At 48.5% G+C, this 25,802-nt stretch carries 26 protein-coding genes; 22 read left to right on the top strand and 4 right to left on the bottom strand.

Annotated features, from left to right (window positions below):
• Positions 1-178: 178 nt before the first annotated feature.
• From ubiE to ACOCLE_RS14390, 11 genes are all read left to right on the top strand, one after another.
• Positions 179-946 carry a bifunctional demethylmenaquinone methyltransferase/2-methoxy-6-polyprenyl-1,4-benzoquinol methylase UbiE gene (gene ubiE / locus ACOCLE_RS14440; RefSeq protein WP_419533055.1) on the top strand — a complete coding sequence of 256 codons (768 nt, stop codon included), beginning with the start codon at positions 179-181 and terminating at the stop codon, positions 944-946.
• Positions 946-1,596 carry a ubiquinone biosynthesis accessory factor UbiJ gene (locus ACOCLE_RS14435; RefSeq protein WP_419533054.1) on the top strand — a complete coding sequence of 217 codons (651 nt, stop codon included), beginning with the start codon at positions 946-948 and terminating at the stop codon, positions 1,594-1,596. Before ubiE ends, ACOCLE_RS14435 begins: the two co-directional genes overlap by 1 nt.
• Positions 1,597-1,605: 9 nt before the next feature.
• Complete coding sequence (ubiB, locus tag ACOCLE_RS14430) at positions 1,606-3,222, top strand: ubiquinone biosynthesis regulatory protein kinase UbiB (protein WP_419537212.1); 1,617 nt, start codon at positions 1,606-1,608, stop codon at positions 3,220-3,222.
• 21 nt (positions 3,223-3,243) lie between these two features.
• Positions 3,244-3,648, top strand: a complete 405-nt coding sequence (gene hisI / locus ACOCLE_RS14425) for a phosphoribosyl-AMP cyclohydrolase (protein WP_419537211.1) — start codon at positions 3,244-3,246, stop codon at positions 3,646-3,648.
• A gap of 44 nt (positions 3,649-3,692) precedes the next feature.
• Positions 3,693-4,019 carry a phosphoribosyl-ATP diphosphatase gene (locus ACOCLE_RS14420; RefSeq protein WP_066014134.1) on the top strand — a complete coding sequence of 109 codons (327 nt, stop codon included), beginning with the start codon at positions 3,693-3,695 and terminating at the stop codon, positions 4,017-4,019.
• 127 nt (positions 4,020-4,146) lie between these two features.
• Entirely contained in the window at positions 4,147-4,401 is a 255-nt protein-coding gene (gene tatA, locus ACOCLE_RS14415) for a Sec-independent protein translocase subunit TatA (protein WP_419533053.1), read from the top strand.
• A gap of 165 nt (positions 4,402-4,566) precedes the next feature.
• On the top strand, positions 4,567-4,986 hold the full coding sequence (gene tatB / locus ACOCLE_RS14410; RefSeq protein WP_419533052.1) for a Sec-independent protein translocase protein TatB: 420 nt from the start codon (positions 4,567-4,569) through the stop codon (positions 4,984-4,986).
• Between the two features lie 2 nt (positions 4,987-4,988).
• Entirely contained in the window at positions 4,989-5,774 is a 786-nt protein-coding gene (tatC, locus tag ACOCLE_RS14405) for a twin-arginine translocase subunit TatC (RefSeq protein ID WP_419533051.1), read from the top strand.
• Between the two features lie 87 nt (positions 5,775-5,861).
• Entirely contained in the window at positions 5,862-6,155 is a 294-nt protein-coding gene (locus tag ACOCLE_RS14400) for a hypothetical protein (protein WP_419533050.1), read from the top strand.
• Between the two features lie 89 nt (positions 6,156-6,244).
• The gene (locus tag ACOCLE_RS14395; protein ID WP_419533049.1) at positions 6,245-6,955 is read left to right on the top strand and encodes a 16S rRNA (uracil(1498)-N(3))-methyltransferase; all 711 of its coding nucleotides are present in this window, start codon (positions 6,245-6,247) and stop codon (positions 6,953-6,955) included.
• 162 nt (positions 6,956-7,117) lie between these two features.
• Positions 7,118-7,855: a DUF2059 domain-containing protein gene (locus ACOCLE_RS14390; RefSeq protein ID WP_419533048.1), complete on the top strand. Its 738-nt coding sequence runs from the start codon at positions 7,118-7,120 to the stop codon at positions 7,853-7,855.
• Between the two features lie 3 nt (positions 7,856-7,858).
• On the opposite strand, the gene ACOCLE_RS14385 is transcribed toward ACOCLE_RS14390, so the two are convergent.
• On the bottom strand, positions 7,859-10,165 hold the full coding sequence (locus ACOCLE_RS14385) for a primosomal protein N' (protein ID WP_419533047.1): 2,307 nt from the start codon (positions 10,163-10,165) through the stop codon (positions 7,859-7,861).
• 87 nt (positions 10,166-10,252) lie between these two features.
• Positions 10,253-10,690, bottom strand: coding sequence for an Hsp20/alpha crystallin family protein (locus ACOCLE_RS14380; protein ID WP_066014141.1), 438 nt, complete (start codon positions 10,688-10,690; stop codon positions 10,253-10,255).
• Positions 10,691-10,997: 307 nt separating this feature from the next.
• Between ACOCLE_RS14380 and rpmE the strand changes: the two genes are divergently transcribed.
• From rpmE to ACOCLE_RS14360, 4 genes are all read left to right on the top strand, one after another.
• Positions 10,998-11,213, top strand: a complete 216-nt coding sequence (gene rpmE / locus ACOCLE_RS14375; RefSeq protein WP_083232440.1) for a 50S ribosomal protein L31 — start codon at positions 10,998-11,000, stop codon at positions 11,211-11,213.
• A gap of 163 nt (positions 11,214-11,376) precedes the next feature.
• On the top strand, positions 11,377-12,633 hold the full coding sequence (locus tag ACOCLE_RS14370; RefSeq protein WP_419533046.1) for a malic enzyme-like NAD(P)-binding protein: 1,257 nt from the start codon (positions 11,377-11,379) through the stop codon (positions 12,631-12,633).
• Between the two features lie 258 nt (positions 12,634-12,891).
• Positions 12,892-14,187, top strand: coding sequence for a cytosine permease (locus tag ACOCLE_RS14365; protein WP_419533045.1), 1,296 nt, complete (start codon positions 12,892-12,894; stop codon positions 14,185-14,187).
• A gap of 198 nt (positions 14,188-14,385) precedes the next feature.
• Positions 14,386-14,865 carry a nucleoside deaminase gene (locus ACOCLE_RS14360; RefSeq protein ID WP_419533044.1) on the top strand — a complete coding sequence of 160 codons (480 nt, stop codon included), beginning with the start codon at positions 14,386-14,388 and terminating at the stop codon, positions 14,863-14,865.
• A 44-nt stretch (positions 14,866-14,909) separates the two neighbouring features.
• Here the strand turns inward: ACOCLE_RS14360 and ACOCLE_RS14355 are convergent, their stop codons facing one another.
• Positions 14,910-15,806 carry a LysR family transcriptional regulator gene (locus tag ACOCLE_RS14355; protein ID WP_419533043.1) on the bottom strand — a complete coding sequence of 299 codons (897 nt, stop codon included), beginning with the start codon at positions 15,804-15,806 and terminating at the stop codon, positions 14,910-14,912.
• A 134-nt stretch (positions 15,807-15,940) separates the two neighbouring features.
• On the bottom strand, positions 15,941-18,418 hold the full coding sequence (locus tag ACOCLE_RS14350; protein ID WP_419533042.1) for a penicillin-binding protein 1A: 2,478 nt from the start codon (positions 18,416-18,418) through the stop codon (positions 15,941-15,943).
• A gap of 332 nt (positions 18,419-18,750) precedes the next feature.
• On the opposite strand from ACOCLE_RS14350, the gene ACOCLE_RS14345 reads away from it, so the two are divergent.
• The 7 genes from ACOCLE_RS14345 to aroB all read left to right on the top strand — a co-directional run bounded on the left by ACOCLE_RS14345 (position 18,751) and on the right by aroB (position 25,558).
• Positions 18,751-19,815, top strand: coding sequence for a pilus assembly protein PilM (locus ACOCLE_RS14345; protein WP_419533041.1), 1,065 nt, complete (start codon positions 18,751-18,753; stop codon positions 19,813-19,815).
• Positions 19,815-20,378 (top strand): PilN domain-containing protein, encoded by a 564-nt coding sequence (locus tag ACOCLE_RS14340; RefSeq protein WP_419533040.1) that lies wholly within the window; start codon positions 19,815-19,817, stop codon positions 20,376-20,378. The genes ACOCLE_RS14345 and ACOCLE_RS14340 overlap by 1 nt, the downstream gene beginning before the upstream one ends.
• A complete protein-coding gene (locus ACOCLE_RS14335) occupies positions 20,375-20,986 on the top strand; it encodes a type 4a pilus biogenesis protein PilO (RefSeq protein WP_419533039.1) in 612 nt (203 codons plus the stop codon). The genes ACOCLE_RS14340 and ACOCLE_RS14335 overlap by 4 nt, the downstream gene beginning before the upstream one ends.
• Entirely contained in the window at positions 20,983-21,519 is a 537-nt protein-coding gene (locus ACOCLE_RS14330; RefSeq protein ID WP_419533038.1) for a pilus assembly protein PilP, read from the top strand. The genes ACOCLE_RS14335 and ACOCLE_RS14330 overlap by 4 nt, the downstream gene beginning before the upstream one ends.
• Positions 21,520-21,779: 260 nt before the next feature.
• Positions 21,780-23,816 (top strand): type IV pilus secretin PilQ, encoded by a 2,037-nt coding sequence (locus ACOCLE_RS14325; RefSeq protein ID WP_419533037.1) that lies wholly within the window; start codon positions 21,780-21,782, stop codon positions 23,814-23,816.
• A 126-nt stretch (positions 23,817-23,942) separates the two neighbouring features.
• The gene (aroK, locus tag ACOCLE_RS14320) at positions 23,943-24,464 is read left to right on the top strand and encodes a shikimate kinase AroK (protein WP_419533036.1); all 522 of its coding nucleotides are present in this window, start codon (positions 23,943-23,945) and stop codon (positions 24,462-24,464) included.
• 14 nt (positions 24,465-24,478) lie between these two features.
• Positions 24,479-25,558, top strand: coding sequence for a 3-dehydroquinate synthase (aroB, locus tag ACOCLE_RS14315; RefSeq protein ID WP_419533035.1), 1,080 nt, complete (start codon positions 24,479-24,481; stop codon positions 25,556-25,558).
• Positions 25,559-25,802: the final 244 nt, after the last annotated feature.

Genomic DNA, 25,802 nt, shown 5'->3' with positions numbered 1-25,802 from the left:
CATGAACGTTATCACTCTTTTTTAAGACTTTTACTGGGGCTTCATGTCTAAAAACCTCTATTCAATACTGTCTATGACTTCCAAGTGAGTCATAAACACTTCTCATGCTTACGCCATAAGCCATTTGCCTTTACAATAGCCAGCCATAAGATTGATCGAATGAATGCCGGGAAGGGTCATGACAGACAGTGGCAAGCAAAAGCATGATGGCACGACGCACTTTGGTTATCGTGATGTGCCAGAGAATGAGAAAGAAGGGCTGGTAGCTGGCGTCTTTCACTCGGTAGCCAGCAGCTATGATGTGATGAATGACCTGATGTCCATGGGCGTTCATCGTCTCTGGAAGCGTTTTACTATCGAGCTTTCTGCCGTCCGGCCTGGTCATGCGGTACTGGATATCGCCGGGGGAACGGGCGATCTGGCCAAGCAGTTTTCCCGTATTGTTGGGGATAGTGGGCGAGTCGTGCTGGCGGATATCAATGAATCCATGCTACGCGTTGGTCGGGATCGGCTGATTGACCAGGGGATTGTTGGCAACATGGAGTTTGTTCAGGCCAATGCGGAATGTCTGCCTTTTCCGGACAACACTTTTGACTGCATTACCATCTCTTTTGGCCTGCGCAATGTAACGGACAAGGATGCGGCTCTGAGATCTATGTGCAGGGTGTTAAAGCCCGGTGGCAGGTTACTGGTTCTTGAATTTTCCAAGACAAACAACCCTCTGCTGACCAAGGCTTATGATGCCTACTCGTTCAGTCTGCTGCCGATGATGGGTAAACTGGTGGCCGGGGACTCCGAAAGCTACCAGTATCTTGCCGAAAGTATTCGCATGCATCCGGACCAGGAAACGTTGGAAGGCATGATGAAAGAGGCTGGGTTTGTAAATACGACCTACCACAATATGACTGGAGGTATTGTGGCTCTGCATAAGGGAGTTAAGCCCTGATGGTCGATGCTTTTTTTGACAAGATCACCATCAAAACGGGGCTGCTGGTAGCCATCGAGCGTCAGGTCAATGCGCTGCTGGCACTTGACCCGGTAACCATAAAAAAACTGTCACACTGGTTTGGTAAGGTGGCCGCTTTTCAGTGCACTTCGCCACAGTGGGTATGTTATGCCCACTTTGAGCATGACCGTATCCGTCTTGCAGGCTTCTTTGAGGGAGAGGTGGATGTAACTTTTACGGGTTCGAGTGTTGCATTTGCCACACTGGCTACCCGAAGAAATCTGCCGTTTGCTGATGTTCCCGGGCTGAGCGTTTCTGGTGATGAGGCACTGATTGCTGATTTGCTGCAGATTCACCGGCAGATGGACATCGACTGGGAAAGACCGCTTTGTGAGGCCTTTGGTGATATCACCGGGCATATGATGGCCCAGGGACTTCGTTTTGTCGGTGACCATGTTCATAGAGGGCAGCAGCTCATTTTGGACAACCTTGGGGAATACCTTCAGGAGGAGCTTCGTCTGATTCCTTCAAGGGTGGAAGTGGAAGGTTTTGCAGAAGAAGTGGGTCTTCTTGCTGAGTCGATGGACCGGCTGGAGCACCAATGGCAAACCTATCAAGATGCAAAAGACATATCTGATGCCAAATCATAAGTCGGGGGCCTGACGTTGATCCGTTTGTTGAAAATTGTGGCAGCTGTCGCCCGTAACCGGCTGGATAATCTGATTGATCTGGAGCGCTCGCCTTTCTGGCTGCGCTGCTGTCTGATTCTGCTGCCCTGGCGTTACTTTATCCGTAATGATGCGCCCCGTGGGGAGCGTATTCGCCTTTCCCTGGAAGCCCTTGGGCCGATCTTTATCAAGTTCGGGCAAATCCTCTCAACCCGGCGTGACCTGTTGCCGGATGATATCAGTGATGAGCTGTCCCGACTTCAGGATGATGTGCCGCCGTTTCCGGCAGAAGAAGCCATTGCCATTATCGAGTCCAGCCTTGGTAATGATGTGGATACGCTGTTTGGCCGATTTGATCGTGAGCCTCTTGCTTCGGCTTCTGTAGCCCAGGTTCATACTGCACGATTGCATTCCGGTGATGAGGTGGTGGTCAAAGTGATTCGCCCGGGTATCGACCGGGTCATTCGCAAAGACATTGGTTTAATGTACCTGTTTGCGCGTTTGCTGATTACTTTGTCAAAAGACGCTCGTCGTTTGCGTCCAGTGGAAGTCGTAGCAGACTATGAGCGCACCATTTTTGACGAGCTTGATCTGCTGAGGGAAGCGGCTAACTGTTCACAGTTGCGACGCAATTTTCTGGCTTCTCCCCTGTTGTTTGTGCCTCAGGTTCATTGGGATTACTGCCGCACGAAAGTGATGGTCATCGAGCGGATATATGGTGTCCCGGTTTCCGATATTGCCACGCTGAAAGCTCAGAATGTGGATATGAAAAAACTGGCAGAGCGGGGTGTTGAAATATTTTTCACCCAGGTATTTCGTGATCGCTTTTTCCATGCGGATATGCACCCGGGCAATATTTTCATTGATACTAACAATCCTGCTGAGCCCCGTTACATTGGTATCGATTGTGGGATCATTGGTACGCTGGAGCCGGAAGATCAGCACTATCTGGCCAGTAATCTGCTGGCGTTCTTCCGACGGGACTACCGCAAAGTTGCCCAGCTGCACGTGGACTCCGGTTGGGTGCCCAGAGATACGCCGGTAGGAGAGCTTGAGGCAGCGATTCGTACCGTTTGTGAGCCAATATTTGAAAAGCCGCTGAAAGATATTTCCTTTGGGCAGCTGCTGGTCAGGCTCTTTCAGGTGGCTCGTCGCTTCAATATGCAGGTTCAGCCACAGCTGGTTCTTCTGGAGAAGACACTGTTGAATGTCGAGGGGTTGGGGCGGCAGCTTTATCCGGATCTCGATCTCTGGACAACGGCTCAGCCCTATCTGGAAAAATGGATGAAAGACCAGGTAAGCCCAATGGGTATTGCCTGTAATCTCAAGGAGCAAAGTGCGGACTGGCTATTGAGTGCGCCGGTCATGGCTCAGAAAGTGATGTCAACGGTGCGGACTCTGGTTGATCAGCAGCAGGCGTTCCATCATCAGCAGGTAAGAGCAGAAAAGCGTCAGCAAAAGCAGAGGCGTTTTGGCTTACTGCTTCTATTGGCAGGCGTTGCGGTGGTGGCTACTTCAGGTTCCCTGTTTGTGGAAAAAGAGCTGCTGGACCAGGCAATGCTCGGAATACTGGCTGCCGCACTGGGCGGTTGGCTGATCGTTCGATAAGAAGAATGAGTGGATGATGTGATGACAACAAACCACTGGTTGGATGAGGTTCAATGGAATGATGATGGTCTGGTAACGGCCATCGCCCAGGATCATGAAACCGGTGAGGTTCTGATGTTGGCCTGGATGAACCGGGAATCGCTGGAACTGACCCTGAAAGAGCAGGTTGCGATTTACTGGTCCCGTTCACGGGGCAGGTTGTGGCGTAAAGGCGAGAGCTCAGGGCATACGCAGAGGCTGCTGGAGTGTCGCCTGGACTGTGATGGTGATGCGATCTTGCTTAAGGTTGAACAGGTGGGTGGTATTGCCTGTCATACCGGTCGTAAATCCTGTTTTTATCGCCGGCTGGTAGATCAGGGTGGCGAAGCATTGTGGAATACCGAAGATCCGGTGCTGCAAGACCCTGAAACTATTTATGGGCGTTAGTAAAGACTGTTTTCTTTGCTGTAAATCATCCTACGGGCTAAAAGATGAGCGATATAATCGAGAAATTGACTGAAGTGTTAAGCAGTCGCAGGCAGGCTGATCCGGATTCCTCTTATGTTGCACAGCTTCATAATAAGGGGCTGGATCATATTCTGAAAAAAGTCGGTGAAGAGTCAGCAGAAGTGCTGATTGCCGCCAAGGCATCAGAATATGACCATAACCGGGAGGCTGTCATTTATGAAACCGCTGATCTCTGGTTCCACACCATGGTCATGCTGTCTCATCTTGGACTTGAGCCTGCTGATGTGCTGAATGAGCTGGATCGTCGTTTCGGACTTTCCGGTATTGAAGAGAAAGCATCCCGCGGGTAACGATATTCCCCACTTTTCCTGACCGCTTCTTGCAAAATGGCCGCGCCACAAGCGATGGAATGGGGTAATATGTCCGTTCTTTGTATATTATTTGATCAGTCTCCATGGAGAGCTGAAGGAGCAGAAAATGGGTTTTGGTGGCATCAGTATCTGGCAGTTGCTGATCATTCTGTTGATCGTGGTTATGCTTTTCGGTACGAAAAAGCTGCGTGGAATGGGCAGTGATCTGGGCGGTGCGGTAAAAGGCTTCAAAAAAGCACTGAGCTCTGAAGATGACAAGGATGATGAAAAAGACTCAGGGAAAGCAGAACTGAAGGCTGACTCTGTTGAGCAGCGTAACCTTGAGTCTGACCTGGAAAAGTCCAAGCACAAGCAGTCTTGATTGTACAAAAGGGCTTTCAGGCCAGTTTGTCTGGTTGAAAGCGTTCTTTTCTGTTAGGTGTGACCCCCTTTTACAGGGGAAGCTACAGCTACCCGTAGGCGAATGCTGCTACTGTTACGAGCGGTAGTTACCGGTTGCTGTCATCGAGAGGTGTGATAGTTCGCTGTGCTTGATATAGGTTTTACAGAGTTATTATTGGTTGCCGTGATTGCCCTGGTGGTATTGGGGCCGGAGCGCCTGCCTCAGGCCATCCGAACAACCGCCTACTGGGTGGGTAAAATCCGTCGCAGTTTTCAGTCCGTTAAAGAAGAGCTTGAGCGGGAGATTGATGCGGACGGAATCAAGCAGCAATTGCACAATGAAGCTGTCATGAAAGAGTTGAATAAAACCCGCGAGCAGTTTCAAAGTCAGATCAATGATCTGAAAAAGTCCGTGAGCATTGATCCTGCCGAAGATCAAACTTCTTCCGGTGTCACTACTTCACCTCAGGGTGAGAGCGGCTCAGTGAGCGGAGATGACAGTGTTGAGAAAAAGGTGGTGAATGACACCCCTGCTCCTCTGTCTAAGGAAAAGGGCGGGCAGTAACCATGTCAGGAAACAAGTCGGATCATTCTCAACAGGCATCGGAAGGAGCAGGGCAGGATAAAGAGCAGCCTCTCGTTCAGCATCTTCTTGAGCTTCGTGGACGCCTCCTGAAAAGCCTGATTGCCGTTCTGGTGGTTTTTGCCGGGCTGTTTTACTTTTCCAACGATATTTACGTTTATATCTCGGAGCCGCTTCGCGCCAGCCTGCCTGAAGGCAGTACCATGATCGCCACCGAAGTGGCTTCACCCTTTCTGGCACCCTTCAAGCTGACCATTGTGCTGTCGCTTTTTATTGCGATTCCATTTATTCTCCATCAGGCGTGGGGCTTTATTGCTCCTGGCCTGTACCGGCATGAGAAGATCATTGCGATTCCCCTGCTGGTCGCCAGTATAGTGCTGTTTTACCTGGGCATTGCTTTTGCCTACTACGTGGTCTTTCCATTAATTTTCTCGTTTTTCACCACGGTTGGGCCCGAGTCAGTGACGGTGATGACGGATATCAACAGTTACCTGGATTTTATCCTGAAACTGTTTTTTGCCTTTGGTATTGCTTTTGAAATTCCTGTGGCGACGGTTCTTCTGGTGTGGTCGGGTGTGACTACCGTAGAAAGTCTTAAGGAAAAGCGCCCCTATGTGGTGGTTGGCTGCTTTGTGATCGGTATGATCATGACGCCACCTGATGTCATTTCCCAGTCACTGCTGGCGATTCCGATGTGGCTGCTGTTTGAGTGTGGCATTGTGTTTGCCCGGTTTGTGAAGAGTCGGAAACCTGATGAGGCAGAAGCATAACGCTCTGTCTCAATCTTCTGCGTTAATAAGCTACATTAAAGGGAAGGGCTGTAACGGCTTAGGATACGGTTGTTTCAGGGAGGAAGTATGCCATATCCCCATTTCTCAAATGGTCAGGAAGTGTTTAATTCTGGCCACTTTTATCATTATTCACCTTTTGACGTTCCTATTGAGGTGGTCCAGAACGGTCTGCTCTGGCTGCTTTCTGATCCAGGCTTTCAGCCTCTGAAATCACTGCTCCTGGATGATTTTTCGTCTGTGGATGAGTTAAGGGACGAGCTGGTATCTGGTAATATTAAGCTATCGTCGGCAGCCATTGATCGGATACTTGATGAGATTGATCGGCTTGTGGATGATTATCGAAAAGGCGTCGCTTTTTAAGCCGTCTGAATAGTCTGATTTTCCTTTTATTTGAATCTGCCAGCTTCATTCTTCACTGATAGCTGGCTTATCAGCGTGTGTCTGTGTAGATGAATCTTCTTCTCCTTGAGCAACAACACTTTATTGATGAGCGGCATGCAGAGCTGGATCAGCGGCAGTTAAGGCATGTGCTGGAAATTCATCAGGCCAGTGAAGGCGATGAGCTGCGTGTTGGTCTGCTCAATGGCAACGTGGGGAAGGGGGTGATTACTCACTTGTCTTCAGAAAAAATGCATCTGGAGGTTGAGCTGGATACACCTCCCCCTGCAGCTCTGCCTTTGACGGTTCTGCTGGCGTTACCCCGCCCCAAAATGCTCAAACGGTCGCTTCAGCATCTGACGGCACTGGGTGTTAAAAAGATTATTCTGATGAACAGTTATCGGGTCGAGAAAAGTTTCTGGCAATCCCCCTGGTTAAGCCCTGAGAAAGTGCGTGAACAGCTGATACTGGGTCTTGAACAGGCCAGGGATACGATCATGCCAGAAGTGATTCTTGAGAAACGCTTCAAGCCTTTTGTGGAAGATCGCCTGCCGGCTCTGGTGGAAGGAAAACTGGGGCTGGTGGCTCATCCGGTTGGTGGCGAGAGCTGCCCCCATCAGATATCAAGGCCTGCTGTGCTGGCTATTGGCCCTGAAGGGGGCTTTATTGAATATGAAGTAGATAAACTTGAACAGTCTGGTTTTCAGAGAATCCATCTGGGGTCGCGTATTTTACGGGTTGAAACGGCGGTAACAGCTATTGTCAGTAAACTTTACGACTGATAGTCAACAGAGTATGGTAAATATGAGCGTCTCGGTATAAGGCAGTAGTTGTCGCTTATTCCATACAGCGTGTCAGTGTTTGTATTGACTGATGGCTGTCTCACTATAAACGGTATCAACACGGCTCTGACTATGGATGGAAAGAGATTAGTAGTTGTTTGTTTGTTCGCCCCCCTGCTTTTTGTAGCGAATGCATTTGCGTCTTCTGAAAAAGAACAGTTGCTGGATAGGCTCTACGACCAGACGGGGCTTGAGCGGCAGCTGGACTGGGTACACGACAGTATGAAGCTTCAGGAAGACCTATACCCTATTCCTGAGCCTGTTGTTGATACTGTTAATCAAGTGGTGAAAGTGCGGTACAGTTCCGACTTCTTTCGTACCTCGATGAAAGCAACTCTGGATGAGGCATTATCCGTTGGTGAACTGGCTCGATTAATTGACTGGTTTGAATCACCGCTGGGGCAGAAAATCCTTCGACTCGAAGCTGCAGCTAATGATCCAGAAAATCAGGCACAAATGGCGGCTTATATTGAAGAAAAATTATCCAGGGAAATACCCCGGAATAATCGGGTACGACTGATCGAAGAATTAATGGAAGCACTTGATGCGGTTGAGTTGAGTACCGAGCTGGCTGCCAGTGCTTCGGTTGGGGCTCAGAGGATGCTTCGCGAGGTTATGCCCGTTGGGACAGAGCAGCCCATGCGTCCTGTTCAGGTATTGAAGGCTCAGGAAAAACCGCATATTCGAAAAGAGATGCCTGAGAGGATGCGGAACATTTTCCTTTATACCTATCGCTCTCTACCAGACCATGAGATTCAGCGGTATCTTGATTTTGCCCGGGAAAATGCCATGCAGAATTTTCAGCGTGGGCAGATTCAGGCGATATCCCGAATGCTGTAAAGGCTAGCTCATTTCCTGTGGATCAATATCCACCGTCCATTTCAGCTGCCTGGGAAGCCGATGGCTTTCCAGATAGCTGACAACTCTACTGACTACACCGTGTAACTGATTTCTGCTTTTTCCATGAATAAGAAGGTGCCAGCGGTAGCGTCCCTGACGCTTTTCCATGGGGGCTGGAATCGGACCGAGCAACCGAACATCGCTGTCGATCTGTTGCTGTCCAGCCTGCTCTGCATAGTGTCTCAATGCTGAGAGCAGAGCCTCGCTTTCACCCTGGTTAACCGATTCTGATCGAATCAGGGTTAAATATCCCTCTGGAGGAAGATTCAGGCTTTTTCTTTCAATGAACAAACTGCTGGCAAAGCGGCTGTAGTCGTTCATGGACAAAAGCTGAAGTGCGGGGTGCTCCGGATTATAGGTTTGAATAATCACCTGCCCGGGCTTATTTCCCCGTCCCGCTCGCCCCGCTACCTGCATAATCAATTGGCCTGTTCTTTCAGGTCCTCTGAAATCAGAGCTGAACAGCCCTGCATCGGCATTGATGATGGCAACCAGAGTGACGTTTGGGAAATGGTGACCTTTAGCCAGCATCTGCGTGCCCAGCAGTATACAGGGCCTGCCGGACTGTACCTCTTCCAGCATATCGCTCAACGCCTGCTTTTTTCGAGTGGTGTCCCTGTCGATTCTCAGTACGGGATAACCGGAAAAATGCTGGCTGAGAATCTGTTCTGTCCGCTCTGTTCCCTGACCAACAGGTTGAAGCTTTCGGCTATTACAGGATGGACACTGCCATGGGATGGCCTGTTGCAGATCGCAATGATGACAGTGCATATGAGGGGGGGAACGGTGAATGGTCATATGCGCGTCGCAATGCGGGCAGTCGATAATGGTGCCGCAGTCATGACAAATCATGGATGGAGCGTAGCCGCGTCGATTCAGGAAAACCATCACCTGATTGCCTCGTCCAAGATGAGCCGCCATTCTTTGCAACAGTTCTGTGGATAAGCCGTCTTTCAGAACCTGGTGTCGCATATCCAGCAATTCCATGGCTGGTGGGCGGGCATTGCCAGCCCTTTGTTTCAGGTGAAGCTGAGTGTATTTTCCTTGATGCGTATTGTGCAGCGTTTCCAGGGAAGGGGTTGCGGATCCAAGGACTACCGGGCAATGGCATTGACTGCCTCGAAAAATGGCAAGATCTCGGGCGTTATAACGAAGGCTCTCCTGCTGCTTATAAGAACCGTCATGTTCTTCATCCACAATAATCAACCCAAGGTGCGGCATTGGAGTGAAAATACCAGAGCGTGTGGAAATCAATATGCCTGCTGTGCCTCTGGCCGCTTCGAGCCAGCCTTGTAATCGTTCACCATCACTGAGTCCTGAGTGCAGGCAGGCAACCGGCACATTAAACCGATCACGGAAACGTCTGACCGTCTGTGGTGTGAGCCCTATTTCCGGGATCAATACCAGCGTCTGTTTACCGCTGGCTAATGCGGCTGAAATAGCCTGCAAATACACTTCGGTTTTTCCGCTGCCAGTGACACCCTCCAGCAGATAAGTGCGATAGGAACCAAGACCATCCGTAATGGCTTCGCAGGCAAATGCCTGTTCTTCATTCAGCTTAAGATGAGCAGACTTGAGTGGGGTCGTAATTTCAGTAAATAAGAGTGGAGAGGGTTCAACATCACGGGAATGGATCAATCCTTTTTTGGCCAGCTCTTTTAGTGTGCTTTTGCTGAAACCGTATTCATGAAGTTCCGTAGCGCTGACGCCTTCAGGGTTGTCTGATATTAACTCCAGAGCTGCCAGCTGCTTTTTTGATCGTTTCAGCTGACCTCGTAATTCGCTGTCCACTTCAATCAGGGGATACCAGTAGGGAATGGTGCCGGAAGATGCCGGTTTGCCCAGGCGAAGATTTTTCGGCAGAGCCTGAAGCAGTGTTTCTCCCACGCTGTGATGGTAATAACGGGCTGCCCATTGGCATAGCTGGATAATATCCTCAGGTACAATAGCCTCTTCATCCAGAACTGAGATGATGGGTTTCAGTTTATTGACAGGAATGTCAGTGCTGGATTCGATGGAGAGTACAATACCCACCATTTGTCGTGGGCCAAAAGGTACGATAACTCTGCTGCCAGGATGAATGGCAGCACTGAGACCTGTGTCTGGTGGTAAGTAGTCGAACAATTGCCTCAGGGGGGTAGGGATAGCGACTCTGATAAATTTATCTACGATGAGCTTGCCGGAGACGGACTGTTCAGTCGTTGCTTGATCATGTTCTGCCTCAGAAGTGTCCGCCGGTTTGCTGCTCATTCAGGTTCCATCGTGGTGATCCTATGGCTGAAATGATACAGGAACTGAAAGCGGGCATGAACAGAAACCGGGCCGGGAGCGTTGAGGTTAATCCACCTTGACCTCTATCTGTTTGGGTTTGACCTCTTCGGCCTTTGGAATCCTCAGGTTAAGTGTGCCATGGTGGTATTTGGCATGAATGCCATCAGCGTTGACTGATTGTGGCAAAGTAAAGCTTCGAACAAATGAGCCATAAGTACACTCGGTTCGATGGTGTTTGCGGTCCTTTTTTTCCTGCTTCTTCTCGCCTTTGATGGTGAGTACATTGTTATCAACGGAGACACTAATGTCTTCTTTATGGACACCGGGCAGCTCAGCCCTGATGTTAAAAGCATCAGCGGTTTCATCGATATCGACAATGGGCATCCAGTCTCCAACTTCAAGAGCCCTGTCATCACTCTTTGCAAGGCTTTTTCGGGATGTCCGGCTGTATTTATCCAGTAGTTTTTCCATATCATGGAAGGGGTCCCAGACGGTCAAGCTCATGGCTTCTCTCCTGAATCTGAGTTAGCGGTGAAACAATTAAGGAGGTAAGTTGTTAATTTTTATAGATTGTTTTTTTCTCATTGCAAGTTCTTCCCATGGCCTGAGAATAAGGTAAAAACTACGTATATTGGACGGACATAAGACTGTTTCCCTCAGCCATAATCTCTGGTAATATCCCCGCCTCTTTACCCTCTCAGCTAATTATGCTGAGGTGGATACCGTTTGCGGTGCCTGTCCCAGAACCTGATTACAACTAAGGTTCCATCGAGTGTCAGGTGGCGGCATACACCAGTTCGAGGAAGCTCAAATGAAGCAGGATATCCATCCTAACTACGAAGCAATCGAAGTTACCTGCAGCTGCGGTAACAAAATCAACACTCGCTCTACGCTGTGCAAGCCTCTGAGCATCGAAGTCTGCTCCAAGTGCCACCCATTCTACACCGGCACTCAGAAGGTGATGGATACTGGCGGCCGTATTGAGCGCTTCAACAAGCGTTTCGGCAAGCTGGGCGCTCGCAAGTAATCGAGCTGGCAGCATAAAGACCGAAAGGTTTAAAAAGGCGACTGTTTTTGCAGTCGCCTTTTTTTATATGACCTGTTATTTTCCGAATTGACCTTGTTCCCCCCATTTCCATCATATATTCTGGGTTTTCATATAACCTCCTCCCCATATCAGTAAAAAACTCATGGAAATGAAGCAAGCTGCACTTGATTATCACGCTCTTCCAAAACCTGGAAAGATTTCGATTGAAATTACCAAGCCGGCAGAGACGGCGCTGGATCTTTCACTGGCTTATAGCCCGGGTGTCGCGGAGCCGGTGCGGGCGATTGCCGAAAATCCAGAGGATGCCTATCGATATACCGGCAAAGGTAATCTGGTAGCGGTAATCAGCAATGGTTCTGCAATTCTCGGTCTGGGTAACCTCGGAGCGTTGGCCAGTAAGCCGGTTATGGAAGGTAAGGCGCTGCTGTTTAAGCGTTTTGCGGGGGTGGATTCTATCGATATTGAGGTGGAGTCCGAGAGCCCTCAGGCGTTCATTGATACGGTTAAGCGTATTGCCTGTACCTTTGGTGGTATTAATCTGGAAGATATCAAGGCGCCAGAGTGTTTTGAAATTGAACGCTGCCTGATTGAAGACTGTGATATTCCGGTTTTTCATGATGACCAGCACGGTACTGCGATAGTGACGGCTGCGGCCATGCTCAATGCCCTTGAGATTACCGGTAAGAATATTGAAGAAGCAAAGCTGGTCTGCCTGGGGGCCGGTTCTGCTGCCATTGCCTGTGTGAAACTGCTGATCAGCTGTGGCTTCAAGCCAGAAAATATCCTGATGCTGGATAGCAAGGGTGTTATCCATTCAGAGCGAAATGATCTGAACCAGTACAAGGCAACCTTTGCTGTTGAAACACCTTGTCGTACATTGAATGACGCCATTGATGGTGCGGATGCGTTCCTTGGTGTTTCCGGTGCTAACCTGTTGTCTCCGGAACAGCTGGAGAAAATGGCTGAAAACCCCATCGTTTTCGCCTGTGCCAACCCCGATCCTGAGATTCGCCCTGAACTGGCTAAAGAGGTTCGTCCGGATGTCATTATGGCTACCGGGCGCTCCGATTATCCGAATCAGGTGAATAATGTCCTTGGTTTCCCATTTATCTTCCGGGGGGCGTTGGATGTGCGCGCTTCACGTATTAATGAGGAAATGAAAATTGCCGCCGTTAATGCCATCCGCGAGCTGGCAAAAGAGCCGGTTCCTGAAGCGGTCATGAATGCGTACGGTGGCGTTAAACTGAGCTTTGGTCCGGACTATATTATTCCAAAGCCTATGGATTCCCGCCTGCTTGGCAAGGTTTCATCAGCCGTTGCAAAAGCCGCAGTTGATTCAGGGGTTGCCAGGGCTGAATACCCTGCTCATTACCCGTTGAACTCTGTTTCGGATATTTGATCAAGACGGCTTCTTGATCGATTCATAAAGCGAAGTGTGTCTCTGCTCAGTTGAGTGAGACTCCTTCGCTTTTTTTATTATTCTATTGCTGCATTTCAGAAACCGTCCCCTGGTTGCTTCCCACTTAAATGACCTATCTGTTTTTCTGATAGAACCTATCTTTTCTCCCCTGTCTTTTTGACGTTTTATGTCGCCTGTCGCTGCGATTTTCACGTTGATTACAACGGTTATGCCCCTGATTGGCATTGGAGAATAATAATGAGTGACTATGAGCGAACAGCAGTTCCACGGGACGCCAGGAGAGGATTCTGGCAGATCACCTCTGTGTGGGTGGGGTATGTTTTTATTCTGGTCAGTATGATGGCTGGTGCTGGTATGGCGGCAGGGATGCCGCTGGATACATTGTTCTGGGCCATTCTGGTGGGAAACCTGTTTCTCACCATTGTGTCATCACTGATGTCGATCATTGCCTATAAAACCGGCTACACCTTTGCCCTGATTTGCCGGTTCAGTTTTGGCAGCCTCGGGGCAAAAATTCCTGCCATTATGTACGCCTTTATCCAGCTGGGGTGGTATGTCATTCAGGCTGCGCTGTTTGGTCATTTGATTGCTGTCTATTTTGAGCTGAGTCCCTTCTTTGAAGCGCTGGCGATGATTGGCTCCTGTCTCTTTATGGGGTTGTTTGCTTTGAAGGGCATGCGGTGGATGAGTGTGGTGGGGCTGGTTTCAATACCGACCATGATTATGCTCTGCCTGGCAACGGCCATGCGCTCAATTCAGGATGGCGGGGGCTGGACAACCGTTGCCGCCTTCTCAGGTGAAGAGACTGTGAGCTTTATGACCGCTGTTGGTCTGGTTCTGGGTACCTGGATTTTCGGTGCCTCAACGACCGTTGCTGACTTCAACCGGTTTGCCCGCTCAACGAAGCATGTCATCGCTGGTTGTGCCACTGGGCTGTTAATTGTTAACAGCTTTATTATTGGTGTGGGCGCCATTGTGGGTGCGGCCTCTCAGCAATGGGATCTGGTTGAAATTCTTTTCGGCCTGGGCCTGGTTGTTCCCGCCTTTGTGCTTCTTACTACCAACCTGTGGACAACCAACAGTGCAAATCTCTACAGCGTTGGTCTGACGCTGAGCAGTGTTTTCCCAACAGTCTCACGACAAACCATTATGGTCGGCATAATGATTCTTGCCTCTGTGCTGTCATTGTTTAAGCCTTATGAAATCGGTGCCGTTTTCGGCATGCTCACCGGGTTGTCGATCATTGTTCCACCGCTGACCGGTATTGTCCTTGTTGATTTCTATTACCTCTGGCATAAGCAGTATCCGGATCACATCGAGAGTCTTTCCTTTAAAACGATTAATCCCTACGCCATTCTTGCCTGGCTGGCCGGTATTGGTGTTGCGTTAGCCATTGATATTGGCTTTGCATCACTGAATGCCATGTTGGGTGCCGCGCTTTTGTACGCACTGATTATGAAGGCCAGCCATCTGAAAATGCTGAACAGCAGTGATGACCATCTGGTTACCCATCAAAAAACGCAGGAAGCCTGAACATGTATAAGTTATTGGCGCTGGGTGGAATTGTTGTTCTGAGTGTTGGGTCTTTCATGAGTTGTCTGGGGGCTGGTCCGATTGCCATCGCAGGCGATGTCATTTTGCTTTCAGGGTGTGGGATCTCCGCATGGGGATTCTGCTACTGGCAACCTGATAGTCAGGTTTGATGATAGGTTTCATAGAAGGAAAAAGAAAATGCTGAACGACGAAGATTTAATGCGTCATGTGATCAAGGTTGCTGAACGCTCTGTGGCCAATGGAAATCACCCCTTTGCCTGTATTCTGGTAAGCCCGGAAGGGGAAGTACTGTTGGAAGCTGAAAATACAGTGGTGACCACGGGGGACAGAACCGGACATTCAGAGAGAAATCTGGCGACCGCCGCGTCCATGAAATACAGTGAGGAGTATTTGAATCAATGCTCCATCTATATTAATGGTGAGCCCTGCGCCATGTGCTCAGGCAGTATCTACTGGTCTGGTATTGGCCGTGTCGTATATGGCTTTACTGAAGAGCAGTTGCTTGAATGCACTGGCAATCATCCGGAAAACCCGACCTGCAGTCTTTCCTGTGACACAGTATTAAACAGTGGGCAGCGTAAGATCGAAATCATAGGTGGGGTTTTGGCGGAAGAGTGTCTTAAACCCCATTACACGTTCTGGAAACAGGTTGCCTGATGTATGTCCTGTTTACTGTGCCTGAAGCTTGTGTACGCTTGGCTTCAGGCACAGTAAATTGGCTCTCGGGCAAAGCGTTCCTGTAGCCAGAGTCCTCCTTTACCAATGGTGGCCAGAGAGTTCCAAACCATATCAATGCTGACTTCCCACTGAGTATAAGGGTACATTTCGTGCTTGATGCGCTTCAGTTCACCGCTCTCCAGTCTTTCCTTGACCAGGCTGTTAGGAATGGCTGCCCACCCAAGTCCCTGGTTAATCATGGCAATCAGGGCGCCATAGTTATCGCAGAACCATTGTCTTGTTGATACCAGATGTTCTTGCTTTAACAGAGTGTTTAGAGAGCGGCTATAGATCAACTGTCGGTATTCAACCAGATCGCCAGTCGTGACAACGGCCCGTGATGCTAAAGGGTGGTTGTGGTGAATGACTTCGGAGATCAGCATGCGCCCAATCCGCTGGAATCGCAGTGGTTGTTTGTACTGATCCTGACTCAACAGTATGGCCATATTCAGAGTCTGGTTGTTCAACCGTGACATGGTTTGAATGGAGGAGGCGTGTTCAATATGAATAGAGACATCCGGAAAGACTTCAGCGAACTCCTCGAAAATGGCAGAAACGCTGGCATAAGGCAAAGACTCATCCAGAGCGAGATTGATGATCTCTTCTTCCTTGCCTGCACTTAATCGGTAGGCATGCTCTTTTAAACGAGTAGCCTGCATCAGGGCGGCTTCCGCCTCCCTTAACAGGGCTTTACCTGCCGATGTGAGTTCTGGAATTCGGTGAGAGCGGTCAAACAGCTCAACGCCAAGGTCTATTTCAAGGTTGCTGATGGCGGTGCTGACACCCGACTGGGCTTTGCCCAAACTGCGAGCAGCCGCCGAGAAAGAACCTTTTTCTGCGACAGCAACAAAAGTACTCAGCATATCGAGGAAGGATGACACAGTGTTCAGCTCCGTTGGCTGTAGAGCTGAGCACTATGTCTGTTTTATAAGGATTTGGTGTTGATCTGCACCAATTTATTGTTTCAATAAACTCCCGGCAGTCCAGGAGCTATCGTGAACTGACCACAGGCTGATCAGAAGAGGTCTTCTGGAGAAAACTCATGGTCCATTTCGCCAAGAGATGGCAGGTTTTCATCACTGAGTTGCTGGGGGGCATTTTCCTGGCGGAAAATCTCGAAAATGGCGTTGGGGTCTCCGGGTTGAGCAAGTTTTCCATTTTCACGGGAGATTTTCAAAGTAACCAGCCCTTCAGGCTGCGGTTGCTTGTGCTCTGGTTTACCTTCCAGGGCGGTATGCATGTATTCTAACCAGATTGGCAGTGCAGCGTTTGCGCCATATTCCCATCTGCCCAGTGTGGAGTAATCATCCATGCCAACCCATACTGCAGTCAGTACGTCAGGGTTAAAGCCAACAAACCAGGCGTCTTTACTGTCGTTGGTAGTTCCCGTTTTGCCACCGATATCATGTCGCTTCAGTGCTTGGGCGCGTCGACCAGTGCCTTTCCAGATAACATCGTTCATGATGTCATTCATAATGTAGTTGACCTGAGGCGTCATGACGGACTTGGCAATAACCGGTTGATCGTTGGTCTCAGTATTTAATGGGGCCTCCTGAGTAATTGTTTCCTCCAGGTCAGAAATTGTGGAGAGAGTGTCTTCTTCCTGGTCTTCAAGCTCCGTGGTTTCTTTATCAAGGCTGGCTACGCAACTTGCATTGCAGGCTATTGCTGGTTTTGCCTCAAAAATGAGCTCGTCAACGGTCTCAACCCGTTGAATGAGCCAGGGCTCAATACGATAGCCTCCATTGGCCAAAACAGCGTATCCCGTAGCGAGTTCAAGTGGTGTCATGGAAACATTGCCCAGAGAAAGTGACAGGTCTCTACTTAATTGCTCTTCCTTAAAGCCCAGTTGTTTCAGGTATCGAATGGTGTTGTTTATTCCAACTTGTCGCAGAACTCGAATGGACACCAGGTTTCTTGAACGATAAAGACCTTCGCGAAGCCGCATGGGGCCATTGAATTTCATATTGTCGTTATTAGGACGCCAGCTGTCTTCAAGTCCTGCATCATCAAAAACAATGGGGGCATCATTTACGATAGTGGCCGCAGTCATGCCATTAGCAATGGCGGCAGCGTAAACGAAGGGCTTGAAGGAGGAGCCAGCCTGACGAACCGCCTGGGTAGCACGGTTATACATGCTGTCATAAAAATTATAACCGCCAACCAGTGCGAGGGTTGCACCGTTTTCAGGGTGAAGTGAAATAAGAGCTGACTGAGCCTTGGGCTCCTGAGCCAGACGGTAGCTGCCATCTTCATTGACTCTCACCCATATCTGGTCGCCGGCTTTCAGAACATCCGATGGTTTTTTCGGAGAGTAACCGAAGCTGTTTACGGTAAGGAAGGGTTTTGCCCAACTCAGGTTTTCCCAGCTGATTTTGCCAGCATTGCCATTTTTCAGTCCGATTTCAACCTCTTCTTCCCCTACCTGGGTAACCATGGCTGGTAAGAGGATGCCAGGGGATGAGCTTTTATTGAGGTGCTGCTGCCAACCATCTTTTGGCGGGTTGTCAAACAGGTTGGTTACAGGACCTCGATAACCGTGGCGCTCATTATAGGCCATTAACCCATTAGCTACCGAGAGGTTGGCAGCATTCTGAAGATCACTGCTAACGGTGGTGTAGACCTTGAAGCCCTCGGTATAAGCGTCCTGCCCATACTGTTCGAACATCTGCTGACGAACCATTTCGGCTATGTATGGCGCATCAAGCTCAATTTTTGCACCGTGGTAGCTGGCGGTAACTGGCTGGCTGACAGCCTCGTAGTACTCTTCAGGTGTCACATAGCCGAGATCTTTCATTCTTCCCAGAATCCAGTCACGACGGATCAGGGCGCGCTTGGGGTCGTTGATAGGGTTATAGCGTGAGGGGGCTTTTGGTAAACCGGCAATCATGGCAATCTGGGCCAGATTAAGCTCATTGATGGATTTGCCATAGTAAACCTGTGCAGCGGCTTCTACACCATAAGAACGATTTCCCAAATAAATTTTATTGAGATAGAGTTCAAAGATTTCGTCCTTGGACAGTTGCTGTTCTATTTGCAAAGCGAGTAGGATTTCGTTGAATTTTCGTGAAAATACCCGCTCATGGCTTAGAAAGAAGTTCTTGGCCACCTGCATCGTGATAGTACTGCCACCAGATTGTATGCTACCAGTGCTGACCAGCTGGACAGCAGCTCTCATCAGTCCCATGATGTCAACGCCAGGATGATAATAAAAGCGATCATCCTCGGCAGCCATGAAGGCTTTGACCATATGTGTGGGGGTATTTTCAAACTGAATAGGGGTTCTGCGCTTTTCGCCAAACTCGGCAATTAACAGATTATCTTGAGAGTAAACTCGCAAAGGTGTCTGTAATTTGGCATCACGCAGTGATTCTACTGAAGGTAGTGAAGGGCTGAGGTATAAATAGGCACTGGCACTGACAAGCAGAATTCCACTGGCTACTGTTAATAGTGACCAGCACAGGAATTTTAAAAATTTAACCGACCGTTTCATGCTGTTAGGACATCCTGATAAAGCGAAGGCCACCGGCTGAAGTTGTGACGTTTTGGGGCCTGATTTTGAGAGACAGTTTTTATAAGACTGCTGATAAAAATCAAGAGATGTCGTCCTGACAGCCGATCGTGACAGACTATTATACGGTGAAATAGGGGTTAGCTGAAAATGTGGTTTTCCTGTACCAGCGGCTGTCTTGGATAATGAAGGATATTTTCTTTAGAAATCCATTGTTTAGAGTTGGTGGTCAGGTGGTTACAATTGCGAAAATATACAGGCTGTTATTTAATTAAAGCTGTTGGTCTTATAACTAATAATCAGGGATTGCGCCAGTGTTTGGGCTGCTGAAAAACAAATCGAATGCCGTTTTAGGGGTGGACATAAGCTCGACGTCTGTCAAAGTCCTTGAGTTGGGACTTAGCGGCAGTCAGTACAAGGTCGAGGCTTTCAGTGTTGAACCCCTTCCTCCGGGGGCTGTCGTTGAAAACAATATTCATGAGCTGGATGTTACCGGTGAAGCGGTTGCCAAGGCACTCTCCCAATCAAGAACCAGTCTTAAGTCTGCTGCCGTTGCCGTATCAGGTTCTGCTGTAATTACCAAGAATATAGAAATGGATGCCTCCCTCAGTGATGCTGAGATGGAAACGCAGATTACTGTTGAGGCTGATCAATACATTCCCTATGCCATGGACGAGGTCGCTATTGACTTTGAGGTTCAGGGGTTGAATGAAAAGAACCCCGAGCGTGTTGAGGTTCTTTTGGCTGCCTGCCGACGCGATAATGTTGAGATGCGGGAAGAAGCCCTGAGACTGGGTGGCCTGAAGACAAAAATTGTTGATGTTGAAGCTTTTGCCATGGAACGGGCCTGTGAGCTGATAGAGGGCCAGTTAGACCTGCCTGATGAAGATCCCGTCCTTGCCGTTGTTGATATTGGCGCTACCAAGACAACACTGAATGTCATTTCTCGAGGTAAGACTGTTTATACACGGGAGCAGCTTTTTGGGGGGCGTCAGCTTACTGATGAAATCCAGCGTCGTTATGGCTTGACTCCGGATGAGGCTGAAAAAGCCAAATGTCGCGGCGGCTTGCCAGATGACTATGAGCCAGAAGTTCTTGACCCATTCAGAGAAACTGTCGTTCAGCAAATTTCCCGCTCGCTGCAGTTTTTTTACTCCTCCAGCCAGTTTAATGATGTGGATGCAATTGCACTGGTTGGAGGCTCTGCATCAATTCCGGGATTAGAGGAAATGATTGAGAGCAAACTTGGGACTCCAACCAAAGTAGCTAACCCTTTTGCTGGAATGTCCATGGCTGGAAAAGTTGATGTGGATAAGCTGGCCAGTGAGGCTCCTTCCCTGATGATTGCCTGTGGCCTTGCCATGAGGAGCTTTGACTAATGGCAAGAATTAACCTTTTACCCTGGCGTGAAGAACTCAGGAAGGAACGTAAACAGCGCTTTATTGCGGCATGGTGTGTCACGTTACTGATCGGTATTGGTCTTGTTTTTATTGGAGACCTCTACATCAGTAACAACATCAGTTATCAGCAGAGCCGGAATCAATATCTGCAAAATGAAATTACGTTGCTAAACAAGCGGATCAGTGAAATTAAAGATCTAAAGACCAAAAAGGAACAACTGCTGGAGAGAATGCAGGTTATTCAGAATCTTCAGGGTAACCGTCCTGTGATCGTCAGGATTTTTGATCAGGTGGCGCGGATTGTTCCCGAGGGTGTTTATTTTAAGGGAGTTACTCTTTCTGGTGACCGCCTTTACTTGGTTGGGGTTGCTGAGTCGAATAATAGAATTTCTGCACTGATGCGGAATTTCGATAATTCAGAGTGGTTTACTGAGCCTAATTTAACGGCTGTCAGAAAAGTATCAGGGAATAGTCAGCGCTGGAATGAATTTGACTTAACAGTCAAGCAGATAAATCCCGCTCAGGCTAAGGGGGGACTATGAGTCTTGCAGATTCATTACAAAAGTTGAACGAGCTTGATCTGAATGATATCGATTTTGATAACATCGGTTCATGGCCTTTGGTGGTGCGGATCATCGCTTGTGTGCTGACCCTGCTGCTTGTGCTTGGATTGGGTTATCACTTTCACCTGACAGGTTTACAGGGTCGGTACGATGTTGCTGCCAGTAAAGAGCAGGATCTTCGCGAGCAGTATCGTATTAAGGCATTTCAAGCCGCGAACCTGAAAGCTTATCGCGAGCAGATGAAAGAAATGGAACACTCTTTTGGCGCTCTGGTTAAACAATTACCCAGTGATACCGAAGTTCCCGGTTTGCTGGAGGATATTACCTTTACCGGTCGGGGTTCAGGCTTACAAATTGAAGAAATTAAACTTCAGGATGAAAACGTCAGCCACTTCTATATTGAATTGCCAATCAGTATCGCAGTTCAGGGGACGTATCATGATCTGGGTAATTTTGTCAGTGGGGTAGCCAGCCTTTCACGAATAGTTACTTTGCATGATTTTGAGATACGCCCCGGCAGAGATGGTCAATTGACCATGAATATTTTGGCTAAAACTTACCGCTACAATGACCAGGGGGGGCTATGATGAAGCAGCTTCGACTTATGGTTGTTGTGGGAACCATGCTGATTATGGCTGGTTGTTCTGATACGGGTCGTCAGGGGTATCAGGATATTGATGCTTATATGTCTGAGATGAAGGCCAGACCAACGGGAAATATAGAGCCTTTACCTCAGTTTCGGCCTTATGAGGCCTTTACGTATCAGGCTTCTGCGATGCGGAGTCCTTTTAAACAGCCGGTTAAGATTGCACTCACAAATGAGCAGATAAGCAGTAATATCAAGCCTGATCCCTACAGAGTGAAGCAATACCTGGAACAGTTTGAGATGGACTCTTTCCGCTTGGTTGGCTCCATCAGTAATGATGAAGGTTTCTGGGGGCTTGTACGTGGAAATGATGGTGTTCATCGAGTGCAGGTAGGTGACTACCTTGGGCGTAACCATGGACGTATAACCTATATCGATGACCAGGAATTGCGCCTGACTGAAATTGTTCCAGCAGGTCCCAAGTACTGGATAGAGCGTCCAAGAGTTCTTCGCATCAATTTCAACAGTCAGTAATTCAGTGTCCGGTATTGTGAGTTGATCATCATTTTCCATTGTGAATGCTGCTGTCGGGCCTTGATTGGTTGACAGCACATCATCGTCTGTGTTGAGTTAGACTGATTGTTGTTCTGGCAGATAGATGGCCTATTTTTTTCTGGGGGATTTGGGGTGGTATGAAAGGACGTGATGTAGAGCCGTCATGGCGTAGTGGGCTGGATTATTTACATATGATGCCGATGAAAACAACAATTCTAATTCTGAAATAGGTAAGTTAGATGAATATTAGTCCCCTGTTGCAGGCGAAGGCTGTTCGAGGGCTTCTGTATACGCTGCTGGCCATGTTGCCTATTTCCGCGTGGGGTGTCACTCTGAAGAATATGGATGTCTCTGCGTTGCCAGGTGACATGGTTGAGCTCCGTTTAACCTTTGATGGGGCTGCCCCCGTTGCTCATGGTTACAGTATTGAGAAGCCACCAAGGATTTCCATAGACCTGCCTTTTACCCGCAGTGAACTCCCAAAATACAATGAGGTTGGCTTTAATAACGCCAAAAGTGTCACAGTGCTTGAAGCGGGTGACCGAACTCGTCTGGTTATTAATCTTCAGCAGCCTACCCGCTTTACCAGTCAGGCCGATGGAAGAACGCTCAGTATTTATCTGGGGGATGACAATAGTACTGCGGCGATTCAAAGGGAGTCGGTTCAGGAAAAATCACCCCAAGATACAGGCGTGAGCAAAGGCATTACGGATATTGACTTTAAGCGCGGTGATGATGGTGAAGGGGAAATCATCATAGCACTGGCTAATGCCAAAGTACCTATGGATATGAATGAGCAGGGTGGACGTATTCGTTTGGAATTCCAGGGAGAGGTCTTGCCTCAGCACCTGAGAAACCGTCTGGACGTTATTGACTTTGCCACACCGGTCAAATTTATCGATGCGATGGTTGAGGATGGGAACAGCATCATCGTTATTGAGCCAAAGGGCGAGTTCGAATACCTGGCTTATCAGACGGACAATTTATTAACTGTTAGTGTCAAGGCTCCAGACAGAAAAGATCAGAGCAGGAGAAAAGCCGGGCTTTCTTACAAGGGCGACAAACTGTCGTTGAATTTTCAGGATATTGAAGTAAGAGCAGTTCTACAGCTGATTGCTGATTTTACAGACTTGAATCTGGTGGCATCCGATACCGTTGGGGGCAATGTTACCCTGCGTCTGCAGAACGTTCCATGGGATCAGGCTCTTGATATCGTACTTAAGGCCAAAGGGCTCGATAAACGGCTTGAAGGTAATGTTTTGACGGTGGCTCCAGCTGCTGAAATTGCGGCTCGAGAGCGTGAACAGCTTGAGAATGAAAAGCAGATTCGTGAATTGGCGCCTGTATATACAGATCTTGTTCAGATTAATTATGCAGATGCCGCTGAGGTTGCAGAAGTGCTTCAGGGAAGTGCAGATGCAACATTACTCACCGAAAGAGGCTCTGTTCAGGTGGTTGCCAGAACCAATAGCCTGCTGATCAAAGACACTCAGGCAAAACTGGATGAATTGAGAGCGCTGATTGAGCAGCTGGATATCCCTATCCGACAGGTAATGATTGAGGCTCGGATTGTCACGCTCAGTTCTGATTTCAAAGAAGAGCTGGGGGTAAAATGGAGCGGTAAAAAGAATGATGCGCTCAAAAACGACGACAGAGGCCTTTCACTGGGTGGTGGTCAGGATGGCGATGTCTTTACTGACTTAGGCGTTACTGGCGGAGGCTCAATTGCTATTGCCATCGGGTTCTCAACGAATGGCGGTACCATATTGAACCTGGAGCTGTCGGCTTTGTTGAGTGATGGTGGTGGTGAAGTTATTTCCCAGCCAAAGGTGATTACCGCTGATAAGAAAACGGCGGTGATCAAGTCAGGTAAAGAAATCCCGTACGAAGAAAAAACCTCCAGTGGTGCAACGTCTGTAGCCTTTAAGGATGCTGTACTTGGATTGGAGGTAACGCCTCAGATTACACCGGATGGTCGGGTTATCATGGATATCAAAATCAATAATGATGACACTACCGATCAGGCCTCCAATAATGTCCCCATTATTTCAACCAATGAGATTACGACTCAGGTATTGGTTGAAGATGGTGAAACGGTAGTTTTGGGTGGGGTGTTTAAACAGACTAAACAGCAAGGGGTAACCAAAGTTCCAGTTCTAGGAGATATGCCTTTTGTTGGAGCCTTATTTAGGAAGAACACAGAGAGCGATACAAAAGAGGAACTGCTGGTCTTCATTACCCCAAGAATTGTAACTGAAGGTGTTTCTCTGCGTTAAACTGATTTCTTATTGTGGGTTTTAAAATCTCAAACGGGAGCCTCGGCTCCCGTTTTTTGTTGTCATAACTGCTTGCGATGCGCTACGCTCGCTGCACACAGGCAGGAAGTCAGGCTGGCAAAGAGCATGCCATTAACAAATATTTATCTGATTGGGCCCATGGGGGCAGGCAAAAGTACCATTGGCAGGATGCTGGCAAAAGAGCTGGCATGTCCATTTCTTGACTCGGACCATGTCATTGAGGATCGCAGTGGAGCGGATATTCCCTGGATTTTTGATGTTGAAGGTGAACAGGGTTTCCGGGACAGGGAAAGCCAGGTTATCGAAGAAATTTGCTGTCAGAAAGGCGTGGTCGTGGCAACCGGTGGAGGTGCTGTTGGTCGATCGGAGAACAGACGGCACCTGAGCACAAATGGTTTTGTGGTTTATTTAAGTACACCTGTATCAATCCAGTTACAGAGAACGGAAAAGGATAAGCGAAGGCCGCTACTGCAACGGCCAGACCGTGAAGAGGTTCTGACCAGACTGCTTGAAGAGCGTGACCCGCTATACCGATCCATTGCAGACCTTGTTCTGGACACTGCCACCATGTCACCCCGCCAGGTTATTAAAAAAATAATTCAAACGGTTGGTTTTGAAAAACAGTGAGGGAGTAATCAGCCATGTTGGAACTTAAAGTCGATCTGGGAGACAGAAGCTACCCCATTTTTATCGGCTCTGATCTTTTTTCAAACCCTGACTATTTTCAGCCCTACATCAAAGGCAGGAATGTAGCGATAGTCACCAACGAGACGATTGCTCTTTTCTATCTGGATCTCATTAAGCGAACCCTGGCAAATTATGATCTGACGGTAATCACGTTGCCAGATGGTGAAAAGTATAAAAACCTTGAAACACTGAACCTTATTTTTGATCAATTGCTAACGGAACGTCATACCCGAAAAACAACGCTGGTCGCATTGGGCGGTGGTGTTATTGGCGATATGACCGGCTTTGCTGCGGCCTGCTATCAGCGGGGTGTGGATTTTATTCAGGTGCCAACGACGCTGCTCTCGCAGGTTGACTCCTCAGTGGGGGGGAAGACCGGGGTCAACCATGCCCTGGGTAAAAACATGATCGGTGCATTCTATCAGCCCAATGCCGTCATCATTGATACGGCGACACTGAACACCTTGCCTGATCGGGAGCTTTCGGCAGGTCTGGCAGAAGTCATCAAATATGGTTTGATTTGTGATAAGCCTTTTTATCAGTGGTTACAGGAAAATATTGGGCGTTTGATGGATCGTGATTCGGAAGCGCTTTCCCATGCCATCCATCAATCCTGTCAGGACAAAGCCCAAGTGGTCGAGGCGGATGAGACCGAGTCCGGTATTCGAGCCATTCTTAATCTTGGGCACACTTTTGGCCATGCAATAGAAACGCATACCGGTTATGGCTCCTGGTTGCATGGTGAAGCGGTTGCTGCTGGCATGGTGATGGCGGCTGATCTTTCCTGTCGAGAAGGCAATCTATCCAGAGAAGACGTCAATAGACTTGTAGCTTTGCTTGAACGCGTTAGCCTGCCGATAAGGCCTCCTTCAGGTATGACCCCAGATCGCTTTCTTGAGCTAATGGCGGTGGATAAAAAAGTGCTGGATGGCCAGTTGCGGTTGGTACTTCTGGACGCTATTGGCGATGCTGTGGTGACAGACAGTTTTAATCATAATAATTTAATGGACTGCCTTAAGCAGTTTTGTTCCTGAATACTTTCTCAATAGCTGGAGAGTTCTCTCCAGCTCACCTCAAACTGATCACAGTTGTCCTAAAACGTGTAAATCTGCTGAAAAAAGTTTCGATTTATCAGTCTTTTATTGCGGTTTTTACTTGCTTTGATAAGGGTCATTTGTGATTGCAGCGACAGCCGTGTAAAATGGCGAGCCGTTTTGCGCGTCAGATGGTCATAAACCAGATTTGGTTTTATGCAGTTAAACTGCATAATTATGGCGG

Source organism: Endozoicomonas sp., from assembly GCF_965196975.1.
In the GTDB taxonomy this organism is placed as follows: Bacteria; Pseudomonadota; Gammaproteobacteria; order Pseudomonadales; family Endozoicomonadaceae; genus Endozoicomonas.
The sequence above is the reverse complement of the archived record's forward strand: the minus strand, read 5'-3'. Positions and strand labels throughout refer to the sequence as shown.